General features: G+C 41.1%; 18 protein-coding genes. 12 read left to right on the top strand and 6 right to left on the bottom strand.

Annotated elements, in window-relative coordinates; genetic code table 11:
- Positions 1-16 precede the first annotated feature (16 nt).
- Complete coding sequence (locus V7K55_RS17345; protein ID WP_334833403.1) at positions 17-880, bottom strand: M48 family metallopeptidase; 864 nt, start codon at positions 878-880, stop codon at positions 17-19.
- Positions 881-1,274: 394 nt separating this feature from the next.
- Here V7K55_RS17345 and V7K55_RS17340 point away from each other — a divergent pair, with 394 nt between their 5' ends.
- Positions 1,275-1,808, top strand: a complete 534-nt coding sequence (locus V7K55_RS17340; RefSeq protein WP_334833401.1) for a DUF4330 domain-containing protein — start codon at positions 1,275-1,277, stop codon at positions 1,806-1,808.
- A gap of 96 nt (positions 1,809-1,904) precedes the next feature.
- Here the strand turns inward: V7K55_RS17340 and V7K55_RS17335 are convergent, their stop codons facing one another.
- On the bottom strand, positions 1,905-2,894 hold the full coding sequence (locus tag V7K55_RS17335) for a metal ABC transporter solute-binding protein, Zn/Mn family (RefSeq protein ID WP_334833398.1): 990 nt from the start codon (positions 2,892-2,894) through the stop codon (positions 1,905-1,907).
- 341 nt (positions 2,895-3,235) lie between these two features.
- Here V7K55_RS17335 and V7K55_RS17330 point away from each other — a divergent pair, with 341 nt between their 5' ends.
- The 6 genes from V7K55_RS17330 to V7K55_RS17305 all read left to right on the top strand — a co-directional run bounded on the left by V7K55_RS17330 (position 3,236) and on the right by V7K55_RS17305 (position 7,963).
- Positions 3,236-3,571, top strand: coding sequence for a hypothetical protein (locus tag V7K55_RS17330; protein WP_334833395.1), 336 nt, complete (start codon positions 3,236-3,238; stop codon positions 3,569-3,571).
- A gap of 242 nt (positions 3,572-3,813) precedes the next feature.
- Positions 3,814-4,164, top strand: a complete 351-nt coding sequence (locus tag V7K55_RS17325; RefSeq protein ID WP_334833393.1) for a YtxH domain-containing protein — start codon at positions 3,814-3,816, stop codon at positions 4,162-4,164.
- Positions 4,165-4,175: 11 nt separating this feature from the next.
- A complete protein-coding gene (locus tag V7K55_RS17320) occupies positions 4,176-4,715 on the top strand; it encodes a DUF948 domain-containing protein (protein ID WP_334833391.1) in 540 nt (179 codons plus the stop codon).
- 183 nt (positions 4,716-4,898) lie between these two features.
- Positions 4,899-5,708: a TPM domain-containing protein gene (locus V7K55_RS17315; protein WP_334833389.1), complete on the top strand. Its 810-nt coding sequence runs from the start codon at positions 4,899-4,901 to the stop codon at positions 5,706-5,708.
- Between the two features lie 104 nt (positions 5,709-5,812).
- Positions 5,813-6,442, top strand: coding sequence for a precorrin-8X methylmutase (locus V7K55_RS17310; RefSeq protein WP_334833386.1), 630 nt, complete (start codon positions 5,813-5,815; stop codon positions 6,440-6,442).
- Between the two features lie 105 nt (positions 6,443-6,547).
- Positions 6,548-7,963, top strand: coding sequence for a right-handed parallel beta-helix repeat-containing protein (locus V7K55_RS17305; protein ID WP_334833384.1), 1,416 nt, complete (start codon positions 6,548-6,550; stop codon positions 7,961-7,963).
- Between the two features lie 214 nt (positions 7,964-8,177).
- Here V7K55_RS17305 and V7K55_RS17300 read toward each other — a convergent pair whose 3' ends face one another.
- The 4 genes from V7K55_RS17300 to V7K55_RS17285 all read right to left on the bottom strand — a co-directional run bounded on the left by V7K55_RS17300 (position 8,178) and on the right by V7K55_RS17285 (position 13,010).
- Positions 8,178-8,864: a phosphate ABC transporter permease gene (locus V7K55_RS17300; protein ID WP_334833381.1), complete on the bottom strand. Its 687-nt coding sequence runs from the start codon at positions 8,862-8,864 to the stop codon at positions 8,178-8,180.
- 32 nt (positions 8,865-8,896) lie between these two features.
- A complete protein-coding gene (gene dapB / locus V7K55_RS17295; RefSeq protein WP_094342790.1) occupies positions 8,897-9,733 on the bottom strand; it encodes a 4-hydroxy-tetrahydrodipicolinate reductase in 837 nt (278 codons plus the stop codon).
- Between the two features lie 502 nt (positions 9,734-10,235).
- Positions 10,236-12,020 (bottom strand): diguanylate cyclase domain-containing protein, encoded by a 1,785-nt coding sequence (locus tag V7K55_RS17290; protein WP_334833379.1) that lies wholly within the window; start codon positions 12,018-12,020, stop codon positions 10,236-10,238.
- A gap of 9 nt (positions 12,021-12,029) precedes the next feature.
- Positions 12,030-13,010, bottom strand: coding sequence for an ABC transporter substrate-binding protein (locus tag V7K55_RS17285; RefSeq protein ID WP_334833377.1), 981 nt, complete (start codon positions 13,008-13,010; stop codon positions 12,030-12,032).
- 390 nt (positions 13,011-13,400) lie between these two features.
- On the opposite strand from V7K55_RS17285, the gene psbP reads away from it, so the two are divergent.
- The 5 genes from psbP to V7K55_RS17260 all read left to right on the top strand — a co-directional run bounded on the left by psbP (position 13,401) and on the right by V7K55_RS17260 (position 17,708).
- Positions 13,401-13,946, top strand: coding sequence for a photosystem II reaction center PsbP (psbP, locus tag V7K55_RS17280; protein ID WP_334833375.1), 546 nt, complete (start codon positions 13,401-13,403; stop codon positions 13,944-13,946).
- An 81-nt stretch (positions 13,947-14,027) separates the two neighbouring features.
- Positions 14,028-14,621, top strand: coding sequence for a Maf family protein (locus V7K55_RS17275; RefSeq protein WP_334833372.1), 594 nt, complete (start codon positions 14,028-14,030; stop codon positions 14,619-14,621).
- Positions 14,599-14,730, top strand: coding sequence for a hypothetical protein (locus V7K55_RS17270; protein WP_334833370.1), 132 nt, complete (start codon positions 14,599-14,601; stop codon positions 14,728-14,730). Before V7K55_RS17275 ends, V7K55_RS17270 begins: the two co-directional genes overlap by 23 nt.
- 3 nt (positions 14,731-14,733) lie before the next feature.
- Positions 14,734-15,471 (top strand): phycocyanobilin:ferredoxin oxidoreductase, encoded by a 738-nt coding sequence (locus tag V7K55_RS17265; RefSeq protein ID WP_334833368.1) that lies wholly within the window; start codon positions 14,734-14,736, stop codon positions 15,469-15,471.
- An 812-nt stretch (positions 15,472-16,283) separates the two neighbouring features.
- Positions 16,284-17,708 carry an HlyD family efflux transporter periplasmic adaptor subunit gene (locus V7K55_RS17260; RefSeq protein ID WP_334833366.1) on the top strand — a complete coding sequence of 475 codons (1,425 nt, stop codon included), beginning with the start codon at positions 16,284-16,286 and terminating at the stop codon, positions 17,706-17,708.
- Positions 17,709-17,724 lie beyond the last annotated feature (16 nt).

Here is a 17,724-nt window from a genome sequence, read left to right as displayed (position 1 = left end):
CCAATTCCTAATTCCCTCAAGACCTTGCTAATGGTCGAATATTAGCTTTATAACTAGCATTATCCAAGCCATAAGTTCCATTACTCGGTTGGGAGTTAATTGCACGTCTGAGGGCATCAATGCGATCGCTAGTTCCGGGGTGGGTACTCAAAAATGTTGGAGCAGAACCACCCTTGTTCAGCAGCTTTTTCATAAACGAAACCATTGCAGACTGGGCGTAACCAGTTCGTGTCAAAGTTCGTAGTCCTCTTTGATCGGCTTCAAATTCATTGCTACGACTGCGGGGTAAATCTCGCGCTAACTGGACACCAATTTGTACCGCCGTACTCCGATCTAAGCCAGCTGCTGTTAATAGTCCACTTTCGAGCGCTTTTTGCTGCATCTGCTTGACTACGTGTTTCCCCCCAATGTGACCAATTTCGTGGGCGAGGACGCTAGCTAGTTCCGCTTCATTGTCTGCGGTTTTCAGCAAACCAGTGTGGACATAGACATAGCCGCCCAAGGTAGCAAAAGCATTAATACTGTCATCCTCAACTATTTGGAAAGTATAGGGAAGATTGGGGCGATCGCTATTGGCTGCTAAACGCCGGCCAACTTGTTCCACATAGCGATTAACTTCAGGATTGCGGTAAAGTCGGACTTGACTGCCAACTAATTCCTGATTAATCTGCTTACCAAGATCAACTTCTTGGTTAGGGGATATATTAGAAAGCTGAAATGCCTGAAATCCTTGGAGTAGAAGAGGCAAGAAATCTAAAGCTCTTCCAGGCATGGGTGTACTCAGGCACAGACTCAGGGCAACTACCACTGAAATTAAAGAATAAAACCAGCTACGCCGCCACACCCGGTAATTTGCAACAAAAACTTTCCAATTGAACATAATAAGCTCTGAATATTATTTTGGGAGGACATAAAATAATCGGACAAATTATGAGACGGATTTAGAGTATTCTAAGTTGCATTCTTAACTCAAAAGCAAATGAGTTGTGATACAGCCAATGCTTAGGCAAGTCTACCGAATTGTGGACGGCTAGAGATTCCCTCTAGAGATAGGCTTAAACACTAGATATTACTTTCTGGGTGCATCAGTCTGAACGGGCAAAAATTTGAGGGTTAGCTGCCACCCCTGCGAACTTACGAAACTCGTGATAAACTGTCGCATAATCGAAACGTGCAGTTACTTTGAGTTGTTACCAGATAGGGAAAATTACCATTCCCATCGAAAGGCTTCTTGCTACAATCAATTACTTCGCTATTACCTCGGAAAACTTTTTATGGCTATTTTAGATTCAAAAGGTCGTTTGTTCGGCAAAATAAATCTCCTAGATTTAGGTGCTGCACTAGTAATTTTGCTAGTTATATTCGGCATCTTTATCTTTCCTGGTACTTCTGGTTCTGTTGCCCAAGTTGGTGCGAAAACAGTACCCATAGAAGTAGACTTAGTAGTTCGTGGTTTAAATGTTCGTGACCCCGAACAATTATTCAAGAATGGATTCAAAAAAGGCGGAAAAACTAATGTAATTATCCGCAATCAACCCCACGGAGAAATTGAAATTAAATCCATTCAACAGCTACCTAGAACAGTGAATGTTTCCCAACCTGATGGCACTGTGAAAGAATTACCAGATCCAAAAATCAACAATTTTAGTACAGATTTTATTTTGACTTTAGATGGCAAAGCCCAGCTTACCGACAATGGCCCAGTGATAGGTAACAGTAAAGTTAAAATTGGAATGCCATTTGAGTTAGAAGGTTTTAACTACAACTTCAATGCAACTGTTATTGATATCAGATTAAAAGACAAATAGTATTCTAGTCTTTGTCTTCATAAAAAATACTGATAAACCGAATTTTTCGTTATCTAAAAGGCTTCGGTTTATCAGATGAATCAATGCAGATTATAACTACTTAGCAGCTTTCACTTGAAACATTAAATACGTCCCTCCTAACCCTTCTACAATTGTGCGTGTATTGGCGATCATCATTTTCTGATAAGTTTCAGCTTCGCTTCCTGGTTCACCAAGTCCCTCAGTGTATAACTTTCTAGCAGAAATTTTTACTGAAGCTTCTCTCGCTAAAGATTGAAGTGAATTTGGGTTAATTGCTGCTTCAGTAAAAATTGTTGAGACTGTAGATTGTTGAATATTTGTAACCAAATTTTTCTCTCTTAGACCTGTTTTTTCGCCAGTACTAATACCTTGTAATTCCCCTGTTAAGGGAATACCGTATGCCTTAGCGTAATAAATCAGTGCATCAGAGGTTGTAACTAACTTGCGTTCTTTGGGAGGAATACTGGCAATTCTTGACTTAATCCAACTATCTAATTGAGTTAGTTCATTTGTGACTTTTTTGGTATTACTAGTATAAGTATCAGCATCTCTAGATTCTAGTTTTTTCAGGTTGCTATTAATTACTTGTACCATCCTGATAGCATTCTTGGCATTATGCCAAACATGAGGTTCAATTACATTCTTGAACCCTTTTTTAAATTGTTGTGGTTTAGATACTGCAAGTTGACCAACAGCGATTTTGGGTACAGGGTTTTTAGTTGCTTTAATTAATTTGATGAGATTCGGTTCTAAATTATAGCCACTATAGAGAATAAGATTAGCTTGTTCAATGGCTCTACGATCTTCCGGCTTTGGTTTATAAACACGAGGATCGGCACTAGGATCGATTAAGCAGGTGAGGTTAACTGTATTCCCAGCAACTTGTTTGGTTAAGTCACATAATATACTTGTTGTTGCTACGACTTTAGGAAGATTCTCATTTACCTGGGTATCAGTTTGAGTAAATGTAGTTCTTGCAGCTTGATTTCCACACCCAAAAAATCCAATTGTCAAAGCAAGAAAAATGACTCTGAAGGAATTAGTTGATAGTAATTTTTTTGACATCCTCACCTCATACTGGATATATAAAAAATAATCATTATCACTAACAGATTAGTGAAATATAGGACTAGTATTTGATTAAGATCGCAAATTGACTAGGATTATCAGGTTAATGTATGGAACGGAGTAACGCTGGGGCTTTTTGAGCATAGGGGTTGATTTCGCAAACCGAGTCGTGAATCTAAGGCAATTGTAGCTGTGGTTTTGCGAGGTGTGAGCATATAGTTGTTACAAAATTTGCGAATTGGCGATTTTTTGATTCATGCCCAAAAAATCTAAAATATAAAATTCGTAGTCAAGTATATAGAAAAATTCCTTAAAGCTGATATTGGTGAAGATAAACAATGGTCATTTTAGTTATCCTTGTTAATACCCTAATTTCGTTGATGCTACTCTATGTGGCTTGGCGGATATGGCAACTTAAGCAGCAGCTAGCATACATAGCAGATAGATTAACTGTCTATGAAATTTGTACCCATACAGCACTGGATAAAGCACCCGAAAATATTTATCTCAGCCAGGAGAATATTTATCAGTTACGGCAGAGAAATCAAGGGCTACAAATACAAATTCAACAAGTGCGGCAAATTATCAGTCTACTTTTGCAAGGACAGCAAATCTGGCAGCGTTATTTTCGGAGGCGACAGTTAATATCCGGGAAAAAAACTGTTGCAAAATGAGTTATGTCAAGTTCACATGAACATTTATAATTAGGTCTGACACGAGGGTGTAAAGATCGGGTGGGATAGGGAGGGAAGCAGGAAGTTTTGAATTATAAGTATCTAATGGTTTGAATATTTAATCAATAAAAGCAACATTTTTGGCTGATATTTTGTCACGATAGATTAACTGAATAAAATCGGTGGAGTCTTGCAAGGAGAGAAAACCCACCTAAAATAGGTGTAAGGAGAGAAACAACAACATGTCTAATAACCGTTCTGGAGTATTTATTGGCGGTTTTATGCTGGGAGCTACCATCGGTGCGTTAACCGGGTTGCTCGTGGCTCCACGCACAGGGCGCGAAACGCGTAAAATTTTGAAAAAATCTGCTGATGCTATCCCAGAATTAGCAGAAGATTTATCAACGAGTGTGCAAATCCAAGCAGATCGTCTCTCTGCCAACGCACTACGAAACTGGGATGAGACTTTAGATCGATTACGGGAAGCGATCGCAGCAGGTGTAGATGCCACTCAGAAGGAAAGCCAAATCTTAAAGCGGCAAACATCACCTGAAGACTCAGATTATCTTCCCCAGAAATTAGAACGCTCATAAATGATATCACCGTGATTGATCCCCTGTTTTGGTTGGGACTCTCCTTACTTTTAGTCGCCACAAGCTTGACTGCGGTTTTAGTGGCGGCAATACCGGCTTTGCAGGAGTTAGCACGCGCGGCTCGCAGTGCAGAAAAGCTATTTGATACCCTCTCACGGGAGTTACCGCCCACTCTAGAAGCTATTCGGGTGACTGGTTTGGAAATCACTGATTTAACTGATGATGTCAGTGAAGGTGTAAAAAGTGCCAGTCAAGTAGCTAAACAAGTCGATCAAAGTCTTGATAGTGTAAGGATTCAGGCTCAAAATCTGCAAGTAGGTACACGTAGCATCTTTGTTGGTGCGAAAGCTGCTTGGAGAAACTTCACCCGTCAGAAACCCACGAGGCGAAATAGCGATCGCTTACCAAGCAATGAACAACCACCACTAACGTTGCGAGAACGAGAAATACTCAGGCAAGAAAATCGCCGGATAAAAACGGAACTATATCGCACTCATGAGGGTTACAACGAGGCTGCTAACTGGGAAAGCAATTTTGATGACGAAGATTGAATTCATTGGGAATGGGAAGATGAAGGAGAAATAAGCGATCGCCAATGCCCGATTACCAAAAACGCTTTGCTTTGATCCCTTACATTAGAGTAAAGTAAACAAGTGTAAAGAACTATCATTTTTCTAGTCCTCTTTTAAAACAACTTGTTCACTTCTACCGTTGATATTTGTATAAAAACGTCCATGCAATCTTGTTTTTGGCGAAGAATTCTCGTATCTATTGCAGTATTTTTCCTGGCTGGGTCAATTTGGGTCATGTATTCTCCCCCAGCCCTGGCTTATGACAATCCTGAGTTACTCCCTAACACCTTTACCCCGGTTGTAGACTTAGCTAAATCTCTTCCTGTGCTGCAAGAAGAAAAGCTTGTCAAAGATTTAGAACAGTTTGAAGTCGATACGGGCTGGAAACTGCGAGTATTGACCCAGTATGACCGCACCCCAGGTCGGGCAGTTATCAAATATTGGGGTTTGGATGACAAAAGCATTTTACTAGTTGCCGATTCTCGTGGCGGTAACATCCTCAGTTTTAGCGTCGGCGATGCTGTTTATGAACTTTTACCCAGGACATTCTGGATAGAACTGCAAACCCGCTTCGGTAATTTGTACTTTGTCCGCGAACAAGGCGAAGACCAAGCCATTCTGCAAGCTTTAGAATCAGTTAAAGGCTGTTTGCTCAAAGGTGGTTGCAATGTTGTCCCCGGATTGCCACGAGAGCAATGGATTCTCACCTTGATTAGCTCAGTCATTGGTGGGATAATTTGTGGATTTGCAGCCCAACCCCGCGAGAAAGGACAAGTTTTTGCTTGGCAATGGGCTTTAATTTTCTCACCTTTGTGGGGAATCTTATTTATCGCCTTTGGTATTGGGCCAGTGGTGACGCGCACAAGCGACTGGCTACCTCTAGTTCGCAATATCTCTGGCTTTATTATCGGTGTTTTGGTTGCCTACCTATCTCCTATTTTCAGTCGGCCTTCTTCTAGTAATGAGTTATGAGTGCTGAGTTAGAAGTTATGAGTTTTTAATTAACTTATAACTCCTAACTCCTAAATGCCTGAAGCTGATAAGCTGAAAGCTAATATTTAAGAAGCTCAACAAAAATGGAATGGCACGTAACTGATGCTCAAAGTTTAGCAATCATTGATAATGAAATTGAAAATCATGTTCTTTCACCCGCAGAATACGAGATTGTCCGTCGGGTAATATACTCTACAGCTGACTTTGAGTATAAGTCTTTGATTCGTTTCTCTGAGCGTGCCTTGCAAGCAGGAGCAGCAGCGCTAGCCGCGCGTACCACGATTGTGGTAGATGTGCCGATGGTACAAGTAGGTATTGCCTACGAAATTCAAAACACCTTTGCTAATCCGGTCTATTGCAGCATGGAAGCTTTGACACGCCCTCAAAAAGAAAAAACTCGGGCAGCATGGGGAATCGAAACTTTAGCAAAGCGTTATCCAGAGGGCATTTTTGTAGTGGGTCAAGCGCAAACAGCGCTAACAGCACTGGTAGAGTTAATTGAGGCTGAGGAAATTAGACCTGCTTTGATAATTGCGACCCCAGTGGGATTTGTCAATGTTGATGAAGCGAAGGGGCGTTTACAAGACTCCCTAGTGCCCCATATTACAATAGAGAGTCGCAAAGGTAATGCAGTTGTAGCCGCTGCGATCGTTGACGGATTGGTAGACTTGGCTTGGCAAGCCTATGGACAAGATAGAAATCGAGGAAATTAGGAAAGTCGATTGGATTGGATTGGACTCTTTATGCAAAATAGTATTTAAAATTACTGAATATCCTGATATTTTTGTTAAGTAGTGCCGAAAAAGGAGCCTTTTCTTGTGGTAATTCAAGGTTTCAGATTAAGCGCATATCTTGCAATTCCCGTGGGATTGAGTTTTTTAGTTGGGGGAGACAAGATAAAAGTATCTTCAATTGAAAACCTTCGCCAGGTATCCACTAACAAGGAAATTATTCTACCCAGTCGTGAGCTAATCAGCACTAAGACGAGTCCGAAAACATACTATGTTAGTGGTAATGGAAACGACAAAAAAAGCGGACTCTCTACTTCATCCGCTTTTAGGACAATTCAAAAAGCAGCAAATCTGACTAACCCTGGCGATACAGTATTGATTATGAACGGAGTATACACAAATTCCGCTCAAGCTGGGAGTGCAGTAACTATTCAACGTTCTGGAACTGCAAAATCATGGATTAGGTATAAAGCATATCCTGGTCATTTTCCAAAAATTCAACATAATACATGGAACGGTATTCTGATTTCAAAGGGAGCTTCATATATCGAAATCAATGGGCTGGAGGTGATAGGGAACAATGCCAACATCACCCTTGATTATGCATTAAGTCAGAAGACTAATAGATCGAATCGGTTTACAAGCGGAAACTGCATAAACATTGACGGCCGAACCAATGGTCATGTTCATCACATAAATATTGTGAACAACAAAGTGCATGGCTGTGGAGGAACAGGTATCGCAGTAATTGAAGCTGATTATGTGAAGGTGGATAATAACACTGTATTTGATAATGCCTGGTATGGTGTTTATGGTGGTAGTGGGATCTCAATGTTGCACAATTGGAATTCTGATAGCAACCGGGGATACAAGATGTTTGTTACCAACAACAAGACCTATAACAATCGCATGTACATCCCTTGGATTGAAGTCGGTAGGATCACAGATGGTAATGGCATTATTGTCGATGGTTCAAGGAATGAGCGACAAGACTCAAAGTTGCATGCATATATAGGGCGTACTTTAGTTAAAAACAATCTTGCATTTAATAATGGTGGTTCAGGTATTCATTCATTTTTAAGCGATCATATTGATATTGTAAATAATACGGCTGTTTTAAATAATCAGAGTCCAGAAATTAAGGGAGGACAAATATTTGCCCATACCTCATCTGATGTCAGAATTCTAAATAATATTCTCTATGCTTTTCCTGGTAAGGATATTAATGTTAAGACTAAAAATCAAAATGTTGTTTATGACTATAATATCTATATCAATACTTCTAAGATAAGTGTTAAAGGGTCTCACGATATTATTGCAGATTCTAATTTCTTAAAAAAGTATCCTACTCTAGAGAAAACATCTCGCGATTGGAAAGCGCGGCTAGATAAACAAAATCCGCCAACGCGGACGTATGTAGAGCCGAAGTCGGCAGGTTTTGTTTGTGGGTCAGTTACCTATCGTTTGAAAGGGAAGCTTATAAAGGTGGGATGCTCTCTGTAAGGGACTTCCAAGAAATAAGTTACTCAAATAAACGAACCACAGAGACAAGGCAGCGCGGTCTTGGGGGTTTCCCCCATGAGCGACTGCCGCAACGTAGGACTCAAAATCATAGATAAAAAGTTTATATCTCCTGCCTCAAAATCCTTAACTTTGTATTTCATGTAAAGGAAAACTGCTAAGTTCCGACCCCAGTCGTGAGATATGTGGGAATCGTTCACTCCTCTACTCGCCCCCGCCGGCGACGCGGCTTTTGTTGTTGGTCTTCGCGCAAGCGGCGACCGACTTCGTTAAAGAAATCCCGCCGCAGATAAGGATAATCGCTAATCCACAGGTCACGACTGGGAATGTATATATCGCTAAATTGTTCAATGCTGCTCAAATCTGCGCGATTTGACAGCACTACCAGTTCGGCAATTTGACCGCGAGTAATAACTTTGTGGGCTGGACGTAATGGTGCTACAAATTCAATGCTAAATCCTGTTTCATCACCCACCTCTAAGTTAATCTGTTTTTCTCGGTTTTCCACAATCACCAATTCGCCTTTGTTGTTGACTGTTTCGGTTTTACCCATCAATTGGTCTGTAATCCACCAATCTAGAACTCGACCACGGAAAAAGCCACCATACTTGTAACGACGGCATTGCAAATTCCGCATACTTGCTTGAAACACTGGATACCACAACCAAAAAAAAGCGCTAACTATGCCCAGCACAAATACTATTGAAGCAAAAGGAAGCCTAAAAATGACTGTCAAAAGCAAGATGGCAACCACGGCAACTACCGAAATTAACAGCCGTTGCAAAAAATTTGAGAATTTCCCCCAGTAGTACTTGTACTGCAAACCAGTGGCAATCAGGGGGATAACTTGTTCAAATTTCTGGCGAGTCAGTGGTACTAACATGAGTGCTGAGTGATGAATACTGAATAGTGAGTTTAAAGTATCTTTTCTAATCCATATACTAACGACTTTAGCGCTAAGACTTTACGAATCGCTAGTAGCACTCCTGGCATATAGCAAGCGCGATCGCTCGTATCATGTCGTAAAGTATAAATCTGCCCGGCTGCGCCAAAAATAACTTCTTGATGGGCAATCAATCCTGGCAAGCGCACGCTATGGATTCTAATCCCTTCATCTGCGACACTTCCTCTTGCTCCTGCTAATTTTTCCGTTTCTTCTACAAGAGCAGGGTTAAAAGTTTTACCCAATTCTCCTAGTAACTGCGCCGTTTGAATGGCAGTACCACTGGGAGCATCAGCTTTTTGGTTGTGATGCAGTTCGATGATTTCCACGTGGTCAAAATATTTTGAAGCTGCGATCGCAGCTTGTTGCAACAGTACCATGCCAATGGAAAAGTTAGGAATAATTAGACAACCTGTGCTAGCTTTGTCGGCAAAGTCTGCCAAATCTTGAATTTGTTCTGGACTTAACCCAGTAGTGCCAACGACTGGACGAATACCATAAGCGATCGCACTACGAATATTGTCATAAACTGAATCTGGGTGAGTAAAGTCTACAATCACCCCTGGTGGAGAGTGTCTGTCACCAGCCACATACCCTAACATCGGTTCCAATTGGTTGGTAATTGGCACTTCCAGGGGTTCGCTTAAACCCGCCAACTCTCCAGCGTCTTTATCTTGATGTTCCAAACTGTGGTCAATTGCACCCACTAGGTTTAAGTCAGGCGCTTGTGCCACCGCCTTAATCACCTCACGGCCCATTTTACCAGCAGCACCGTTGACAATAACCGGGATAGGAGCTTGATTCGTCATAGGTCGAAAAATACTTTTTGAGCTAACAAAGGAATTGTAAAGACTTTAGCGATCTAGTAGCTAGCTTCTCAAATCTCTGGCTTAATTCCGACTACCTTGATTTATGCAGCTAACCGCTCAGTTTTTCTACCTCTAAAGCAGAGCAGTTCTCATTTTCATCCCACTATCTTAGCCAGTAACCCATTTTATTTTCCCTATTTTACTTACTACATCTCCAAAAATAATCCCACACCGTCCCTGATAAGTAGCTCTTGTGATAACTATCAGTCTTTTTTTGTCAAGTTTAATTGACTATTTGTAATATAGCTGTTATATTTATTTACATAACTTAGCAAAGCCCAAGCTTAACTATCTAACTGGTGTTAGCTAAGAAAAACAGATTTCGGTATCGCTATATCTCATCGACATTTGGACTTCTCCCATCTACCTCGGCTATTAAGTCGGGGTTTTTTGTGTTCTCGATAGTAATGGTTCCAAATCAAACAGACGATTTTTGATACATCTAGTCAGTACAATAGCGATCGCGCCCCTTATGTTTGGCATTGTACAGGGCTTGATCGGCGGAAAGGATGAGTGTATGTGGCTTGATGTCGCAAGTGGGTATAACAGAACTAATACCCAAACTAAGAGTGATGATATCCTTGACATCAGACTGTGCATGAGGAATAGCCCGATCGTGAATTGCTTGTTGAATACTTTCTGCTACTGCGATCGCTCCTACTAAGTCAGTATTGGGGAGAAGTACTGAAAATTCTTCTCCTCCGTAACGCGCTACTAAATCAGCAGGACGATAAACTATCTGTTGCATTGTTTGCGCGATCGTAATTAGACAATCATCGCCGCCAAGATGACCATAGTAGTCGTTGTAAAGTTTAAATTTATCAACATCGCATAAAATCAGTGACAGGGGTTGCTGCTCTCGTGCAAGGCGTTTCCATTCTGCTTGTAGTCGGACATCGAAGCAGCGACGGTTAGCTACCTGAGTCAAACCATCTAAATTTACTAGTTGTTCTAGTTTCTGATTTGTATCTTCTACTTTTTCTTTCGCAATTACTAACTCTGCTGTTCTCTCTTCTACCCGTTGTTCCAAAGTTTCAAAAGATGTTTGTAACTGAAGTGCCATGTTGTTAAACGATTTAGCTAGTTGACCTATTTCGTCTTGTGAGCTAATTTTGGCGCGGATATCTAAGTTACCTGCGGTAAACTGGAAAACTATATTGGTAAGATAAATTATTGGCTTTGTTAGTAGTTGCCCAATAGCAAAAGCGATGATTGTCACTACTGAAGCGATAAATGCAAATAGAAACATTGCGTCACGGATTTGCTTTTCTACAGGTGCTAAAGCAATAGCAAGAGGCTGTGCGAACAATACAGACCAAGGTTTATATTTTAAATGAGCGATCGCAATCAGATTAAGCTGATTACCTGTTCCTGACAAAGATGAAATTAAAGACGATTGTTCACTATCCAATGCTTGCTTAAGTTTTAACTCATTAGTTGCCAATTCCTTGATAGGAGAATTAGGCAAACGCCCTTCCCTTTGTAATTGAGTTACCACATGTAAAGGCAGAGGTATAATGGATTTAAAAATCAATTTTTGTGCAATGCTATGTGCTAGATAAATATTATTTTCATCTAAAAGAATAGCAAAAGATTTTATCCCAGCCCGTTCAGTTTCTCGATTTACTAACTGTTGAACAACAGTAGCATTGTATGAAACACGCAATACACCCAATATATCTCCCTTAGCATTGCGAACCGGACTGCTAAAAAAGATGTTAACAAGGTCAGTAATTCTCAGCGATCGTTTCATGCTAGAAACAAAGGGCAAACCATTTTGCAGTGGTTTTTTAAAATAATCTTCAACTGATTCATCTTTGCTGATGTCAAGTGTACGTATATCTAATACATTTTTACCCTTTAAGTCGAGCAAAGCATAAGAGAGAATATTCAGCATATCTTTGCGACTGAGACGGATTAATGTTTCCGTTGCCAATTGCATTTCGGGGCTGTCATATCGCTGTTTTGGAGTGAGACTAAGGTAGCGTGCCAAACCTGGTAACAACGCCTCTACACGCACGGCATTGAGATTTACATTAATAAAAGCATCTATTCCGTTACTAGTTTCGTTAGCCGCCGCAGATAGGGCTTGTTGAGCGTTCTCAGTTAGTACTTTTTCAGTTGTCTGTTTGTTGATAAATGCCAATAACAGCAACGGAATCAAAGCAACAATGAGAAATGAAGCGATCAACTTTGTACGGATGCTACCCAAAAGAGATTGCTGCATGGCATTAAATTAGGAGGCAGGGTTCAAGAAGGAAGAATTAAACAAACTTTTTAGATCGGGAATGCGCGTCACGTTTCCAGCGCGAATAAAAAAATCTGCATATATCTTGGCAGTTTTGTCAATGGAATTAGGGTTACTAGATTGAAATAATTTTTGATTTTCACCTAAATCAGTTAAGTTTACTCCATCTAAAGAAAGCGTACTGGTAGGAATTTTTAACGCTTTGCTGACGATCGCATTTCCTTCTTGAATATTTTCTTTCCAGTAGGCCGAGGCTTGCAGCCATCCTCGCACAAATGCACGAATGTCTTCGGGGCGATCGCGGACTGTATCACCGCGAAAAATAATCATATCTACAATCAAGCCAGGGGTTTGTTTGCTGGTAAATATGATATGTCCTCCTAATTTAATAACTTTAGAAAGATGAGGTTCCCAAGTGTGTCCGGCTTGAATAACATTATTTTTAAGTCCTTGAGGAATTTCTAAAGCCTCTAATTTAACCAACTTCACATCATCGCTGGTTAAGTTGGCACTTTTAAACATCTCAGTCACGAAAACTTCGCTAAAACCACCTAGATTTGCGCCCAGTTTTTTCCCTTTCAAGTCAGCGACGGTTTTAATTTGTGGTTGGGCGACTACCACATCTGCTCCTGTTGATTCATCTATAACTAGCACGCCTTGTATATCTGGATTTGTGGCACTCAAGATGATAATACTTCCTAAAGATAATGAAATACCGTCATACTTACCTGCACTGAAGTTTGCTCTTACCAATTGGGTGTATTGTTTATAAATCATTTCCACATCTACACCTTGGGCTTTGAAGAATCCTTTCTCTTGAGCAATGATACCTGGATACTCACCAACAAAAGATGCAAATACTACTTTTAATGGAGGACGTTTGAATTCGGTTGGTGCCCAAGCGTGACAAGCAAATAGCAAACAGGTGGTAATGAGAAAAATACTAATGTATCTAAATAGTTTAAACATAGAAAATTTTGCCGATAATATAACCGTAAAATTGAGTGTTGTATTTGAGGGAAATTAGTGGTTATCTCTCTTTTCTCGCCCAAATAAGATAATAGTAAAGTCAATACAAAATCTGTTTTTGAGAAAATAGACCTCTTGCAAAAGTCGCTAAATCCTATCGTGTATACAGAAGCAACCCTGAGTGAGTTTCTAGCCAAGAAAGATGGATTGAAGAAGAGGCAAGGGAGATAATTTCACACCGCTTCATCAGTAAGGTGATATACCAGGGAGTATTTGTCAACATCTAGTCAACATCTAATGGCTCATCCGAAGCGTCCCGCTTGGTGGGAGAATAATAACGACAAACTATCCAAGCCTGGTGTTGTCTCCAGCCCAAAGGAATCTGTATAAATGTGGAAACGAATTGTATTAATTTTGCTATTGGTGTTGAGTTTTAGCCTAAGTAATTCTGATGTAGCGAGCGCGGCTGGACTCAAAAGCTTTATAGACTCTAGTGATGGCTATCAGTTTTTATATCCTAACGGCTGGCTGCAAGTTAAAGTTGCTAACGGCCCAGATGTGGTTTTCCACGATTTGATTGAGGTGTCTGAAAATGTTTCTGTTGTGATTAGTCCAGTTCCAGAAGGCAAAACTTTGTCAGAATTGGGAACGCCAACAGAAGTAGGATATAAGTTGGGAAAAGCTGCCCTTGCGCCTCCTGACTCTGGTCGTTCGGCTGAATTAGTTAATGCCGCAGAGCGAGAAGTAGACGGTAAAACATACTACCTTTTAGAGTATGAGGTTAAACTCCCCAATAAACAGGAACGGCACAACATCGCCAGCGTTGCTGTTAGCCGTGGTAAAGTATTTACCCTCAACGCCTCAATTCCTGAAAAACGCTGGCAGAGAGTCAAAGGAATGATTGATGAGGTTGTCAATTCTTTTTCTGTTTATTAATTGGGGAATGGGGAGTGGGGATAGAGAAGAAATTTAATCACCAATGCCCCATGCCCAATTAACAAGTTTTTTATAAATCTTATGAAAATTCCACCTTTTGTACTTGCCTCAGCTTCCCCAGCCCGTCGCCGCTTGCTGCAAACTGTTGGTATTGAACCGATAGTTCGAGCTAGTGACTTTGATGAGTCGCAAATCCAATTAAGTGAACCAGCAGAATTAGTCAAAACTCTTGCCCAATATAAGGCGGAAACTGTAGCCCCGCAATTTGAATCGGCTTTGATTATGGGTTGTGATTCAGTTTTGTCTATGAATGGTGAAATTTACGGTAAACCAGCAGACGTTTCTGAAGCGATCGCTCGTTGGCAGATAATGCAAGGTAGCTTTGGCGACTTGTACACAGGTCACGCCTTAATTGACCCTGACCAAAACCGCACAATAGTCAAGTCTCAAGTTACAAGAGTTTACTTTGCTCAAATGAGCGATCGCGCCATCGAAGCTTATGTTGCCACAGGTGAACCACTCAAATGTGCTGGAGCCTTTGCTATTGAAGGTTTTGGTAGTTTCTTTGTCGAAAAAATAGAAGGCTGTCACACCAATGTAATCGGACTCAGTTTACCCCTGCTCCGGCAGATGCTTGCAGAATTGGGATACGATGTCACAGATTTCTGGCAATAGTCTTTTAGCTTTTGTCATTTGCCCAATGCCCACTTTGCTTAATATTGCAAGCGAGAACGTTGAGGCACAACAGGTTGTAGACTGGGCATTAGATCGCATTCCCAACTAGCTTATGTCATTTACTTCTATGCCCTCGCTGCGTGAGCAACAACATCCCCTAATTCGTCAGCTAGCTGATTGTATTGAGGCAGCTTGGCATCAGCACCTGGATCTATCGCCCTACCATTTGCCTGATGAGTTGGGGTATGTGGAAGGTAAACTTGAAGGTGAAAAACTGACGATTGAAAATCGCTGCTATCAAACGCCCCAGTTTCGGAAAATGCACTTGGAACTGGCGAAAATCGGAAATATGCTGGATATTTTGCACTGCGTCATGTTTCCGCGTCCAGAATACAACCTACCGATGTTTGGTTGCGATTTAGTTGGGGGTAGAGGTCAAATTAGTGCAGCGATCGCAGACCTTTCTCCTATCCAAGTAGAGCGCACCTTACCAGAATCTTATACTACAGCACTGACACAGCTAACAGTGCTTAACTTTTCCCAACCCCGTGAATTACCAGAATGGGGAAATATTTTTTCTGATTTTTGCATCTTTGTGCGCCCTGGTTCCCCAGAAGAAGAAGCAATGTTTCTGTCGCGGGTGCGAGAATTTTTAGACATTCATTGCACCCAAGCGATCGCTTCACATCCTGTTTCAGTTGAACAAGTTACACAAAATCTCGCTGGACAACACAATTACTGCACCAAACAGCAGCAAAATGATAAAACCCGTCGCGTACTAGAAAAAGCCTTTGGCCCAGTTTGGGCAGAAAATTATATGACCACAGTTTTATTCGATCTCCCAACTTAATCATCTTCCCATCTCACCTATCTGTAGGTTCTGTTACGTTTTCACATAACAGATAAATGTAGAATTCATTCAACAAGAGTTTAATGGAGTCCCAAAACAGCAACGGGGAAAATAGTCAGGTCTTTGAAGCAAATATCACAAAATGGTTTGTTGTCTTGGTAGGTGCAAGCAACTAGCTCTGCTAATTCATTGACCAGAAAGTTAAGGAAACTCTGATGTTAGGAATGCTCAAGTTGACAGGCATTTTTTAGTTAGTTAATCATTCACTTAAGGAAGACTAGTTTTTGTAACAAGATTGTATCCAAAAAAGGCAACAGTCTATTTTTGTGACTAACTGTAGTCGTAGTGAATGTAGCAGTACAGTACCGCATCATACCAATTTAGAATTTTGTGTAGAAATGTGATATTTAGCGTCTCTACATCTAGATTCATCCTGCTTGTGAATTCTGCTAATTCCCATTGCACTCATGTCTCAATAATACTCAGAGTTATTGAATAGCCAGCTTACTATAGCGCTTCTCGGTTTCAATACATACCTAACTCTCCAGCCCTTTCCCTACTAGCGTTGGGGAGTAAGCCTCAAAGCCTCTCTCCTACAAGCAGAGAGGTAAGTGTGTTGCATACAAAAGAAGACATCGCTATAGAAAACACCATTTTGTAAAGCCATAGTGTTGAGCGTTCCATTAGGCAATGGATTTTAAGCCATACCCAGCTTTAAACCACTGTTGTTTGTCCTAAAGCAGCTGGCTGTTGATTAAAAACCCTTTTATTTTACTTCCATCAGCACAATTCAGGTAAACGGGCAACATACTATGTCAAGGGTGACTGAAAAGCCAAAGCCAACTGAGCAGGCACTTAATCAAGAACAACCTAAGATTTGGTGGGGTATCGCTGTAGCTGTGCCAGTAGTAATCGCTGCTGGGATACTAGGTACAGCGAAAATTGAGCAGCTGAAAAAACTCGCTACACCCGCACCCGTAATGCCATCTACCAATAGCATTAGTGCTGTAGGGCGTTTGGAACCGCGAGGCGAAGTTATTAAATTATCCGCCCCATCATCGGGATTAGCACCATCATCACGAATTCAGCAACTTCTAGTGAGAGAGGGTGAACAGGTAAAGCAAGGCCAAATTGTGGCAATTTTGGATAACCGCGATACCCAAATAGCCGGACTAGAAGAGGCAAAAGCCAAAGTGCAAGAATCCCGTGCGAATTTAGCGCAAGTTAGGGCTGGATCTCCAAGAGATATTCAAGCTCAAAGAGCAGTTGTTGCTCGCTTACAAGCGCAGTTTATTGGCGAAAGGGATGGTCAACAAGCAACGATCGCACGGATTGCAGCCCAGTTAAGTGGAGATAAACTTGTCCAACAAGCAACAGTAAATCGCCTGGAAGCTGAACTAAGTGGGCAAAGAGAAACTTTCAGAGCAACGCTTACACGGATTAAAGCCCAACAGCGCAATGCCCAAGTTGATGCTGGACGCTATGATTTTTTATACAAAGAAGGCGCGATTTCTCAGCAAGAGCGAGATAGTAGACGCTTGAGTGCAGTAACTGCTAATCAGCAGGTGGCTGAAAGCCAAGCTACCCTAAAGCAGACATTAGCAACTGTACGACAGCAACTTGCTGAGGCTAGAGCTAACCAAATACAAAATTTAGCAGTTTTGCAACAGCAGCTAATTGAAGCCAAAGTTAACCGTGACAAAACTTTAGCAACTTTACAAAGACAAATCGATGAAGAAAAGGCCAAACTGAGCAGAATTATGGACGTGAGTCCTACCGATATGCAAGTAGCGCAAGCTCAAGTTAGTAATGCGATCGCAAATGTTAGAAAAGCCGAAGCAGAACTGAAGTTAAGCTACGTTCAAGCACCAATCGCTGGAGAGATTCTAAAGGTTTACACCAAGTCAGGCGAAGCCATAGGTGCAAATGGTATTGCTGAAATTGGACAAACCAGCCAAATGTATGTGATTGCTGAAGTTCCTGAAGACAGTATTGGTAAAGTGCGTATTGGTCAAAATGCCACTATCAACAGCGATAATGGAGCATTTAGCGGCGAATTAAAGGGAACTGTCACTGAAATTGGCAGAAAAATTGGTAAAAAAGACGTGCTGAATACAGATCCAGCAGCAGATGTGGATGCCAGAGTAGTAGAAGTGAAAATTGCTCTGCCTTCAGAAGATAGCCAGAAAGTTTCTGGTTTAACTTACGCTAAAGTTGTTGTCGAAATTAATAATTAACCAAGTTATAGATGAA

It is taken from the genome of Nostoc sp. (assembly GCF_036919895.1).
GTDB lineage: Bacteria > Cyanobacteriota > Cyanobacteriia > Cyanobacteriales > Nostocaceae > Nostoc.
This window is presented reverse-complemented; position numbering and strand designations above follow the sequence as displayed.